The following is a 2,184-nucleotide window of genomic DNA, read 5'->3' as shown; positions in this document are numbered from 1 at the left end:
ACAGTTCATCATCGGCTGGACGATGCCAGATGTGCATCGAGACACGCTACCCTCAGGTGAGATTGCGTGGCACCTGAGCGTGGGCGCTGCGATTGTTGCGGCTATGTTGATTCGGGTGGTTTGGCGCTTAACGCACGTGCCAGAACCGGCAAAGCTTTCGCCACCGTTGATGCTGGTATCGAAAGCGACACACGCTCTTTTGTACGTGTTGCTGATTGCGGTGCCGTTAGCTGGATGGGCAAATGCATCGGCGCGCGGCTGGATGGTGTATCTCCTGGGCATCCTGCCGTTTCCGCCGCTTTCGGCAAAAGGCTCGTCTGTTGGCATGGCGCTGGGCGACATTCATAGCGTCCTGGCATGGGTGCTGCTCGTTGCTATTGGACTCCATGTCGCGGCAGCGCTGTTTCATCGCTTCGTACTTCGCGATTCAGTCTTGCAACGGATGCTTTGATTCAATCGAGCCGAAACAAAAGATCAAGCCTTATATTGTTAGTGTGAAGCGTTAAAGACGGGCGGCCAGTCGACAGACTGGCCGCCCGTTCGCACGTTTATGCTCCGTTTATTCGTTGCAACAAGCAGATGTAGAAGCGTTTCCATTCTCATTTGAATGACCAAGAAATCATTTATTAGCGTTGCTCGGTCGCGCGATTATCCGAGCAAGCGCGCCAGGTGAACATCATGGCTTCGGCACAAGAGCTTAGAAAATTCAGAGCAAACCTCTCCGACGAACTTCATAGCGCGGCAATCTACGAGACGCTGTCACGCGTGGAACGTGACGACTCGCGCAAGCAAGTCTTCAGCGAACTCGCCGCTTCCGAGCGGATGCACGCGCGTGTATGGGCGGACAAGTTGAAGGCCAATGGACACAAAGCGCCTTCAGGCTTCAACGCGAAGACATATCTCATGAAGGGCCTGGTCCATTTGCTCGGACCTCATTTCGTATTGCCATCGCTCGCTGCCGCCGAGTTCGCGGATAGAAATAAGTACGCGGGCAATCCCGACACTGCGCGCATGTCGGAGGATGAACAACAGCATGCGAAAGTTGTGCAAGCCATGGCCAATGCTGGAAAGCCAGCGGCCGCTCAAGGTGCCGACATCGCACAAGCGGAATCGTGGCATCGCGGCGTGGCATCCGGTAACGATCTGCGAGCAGCGGTGCTCGGCGCCAACGATGGATTGGTATCGAACTTCTGCCTGATTATGGGTGTCGCGGGCGCTGGAACGGGTAACAAGGCTATCCTGCTGACCGCGCTCGCCGGCCTGATTGCCGGCGCATGCTCGATGGCGCTCGGCGAGTGGTTATCTGTCACCAACGCGCGTGAACTTGCTCAGGCTCAAGTTTCCAAGGAGGAAGACGAACTGGAACATAGCCCCGAGTCAGAGGAGCACGAACTGGCGCTCATCTACAAAGCGAAGGGTTTGAGCGCGGACGAAGCCAGACGCGTCGCCGCACAGCTTATGAAAGACAAGGATAAGGCGCTCGATGCGCTGGTCCGCGAAGAGCTCGGCCTCGACCCTGCCGAGCTTGGCGGAAATCCGTGGTCTGCAGCCGGCGTGTCGTTCTGTTTGTTCGCGGTTGGCGCCATCTTTCCTGCGATGCCTTTCCTGTGGTCGGCTGGAACGGGGGCAATTGCCCAGTGCGTTGCCTTCAGCGTGTTCGCACTGGCGGCAATCGGGATATTCACATCGCTATTCAATGGCCGCAGCGCGGGCTTCTCCGCGGTTCGACAGATACTCGTTGGACTGGCAGCCGCTGCATTTACGTTTGGTGTCGGCCGGCTCCTCGGGGTCGCGGTGTCGTAGCGGCGCAAGTGCGCGCGCATCAGAGACCGAAGACTGGAAGGCACGAACTTTATGGATTCTCGTCCGATATCGGACCCGCCCGCTGAAATTCGACTGCACGGTTCAGCAGCCGAGGTCTTAGGCGCGTTTTTGAAATTGGGCTTGACTGCCTTTGGCGGACCCATCGCTCATCTCGGATATTTCCGCTCCGAGTTTGTGGTGCGGCGCAGGTGGCTTAGCGAAGAGAGCTATGGTGACCTGGTCGCACTGTGCCAATTCCTTCCGGGTCCGGCAAGCAGTCAGGTGGGTATCGCTTTAGGACTTGGACGGGCTGGCTGGCTCGGTGCAATTGCTGCCTGGATCGGCTTCACCCTGCCTTCGGCTTGCATGCTGATCGCATTG

The 2,184-nt window shown here is 57.6% G+C and carries 3 protein-coding genes; all 3 read left to right on the top strand.

From position 1 onward, the window contains the following. Nucleotides 1-451: cytochrome b (locus P7F28_RS06210; protein ID WP_277183615.1), on the top strand; the 451-nt coding region annotated here is incomplete at its 5' end. Between the two features lie 227 nt (nt 452-678). Beyond that, nucleotides 679-1,803 (top strand): VIT1/CCC1 transporter family protein, encoded by a 1,125-nt coding sequence (locus P7F28_RS06205; protein ID WP_277183614.1) that lies wholly within the window; start codon nt 679-681, stop codon nt 1,801-1,803. A 51-nt stretch (nt 1,804-1,854) separates the two neighbouring features. After that, the coding region (locus tag P7F28_RS06200) for a chromate transporter (RefSeq protein WP_277183613.1) at nt 1,855-2,184 on the top strand (330 nt) is incomplete at its 3' end.

Source organism: Caballeronia sp. BR00000012568055, assembly GCF_029439455.1.
In the GTDB taxonomy this organism is placed as follows: Bacteria; Pseudomonadota; Gammaproteobacteria; order Burkholderiales; family Burkholderiaceae; genus Caballeronia.
This window is presented reverse-complemented; position numbering and strand designations above follow the sequence as displayed.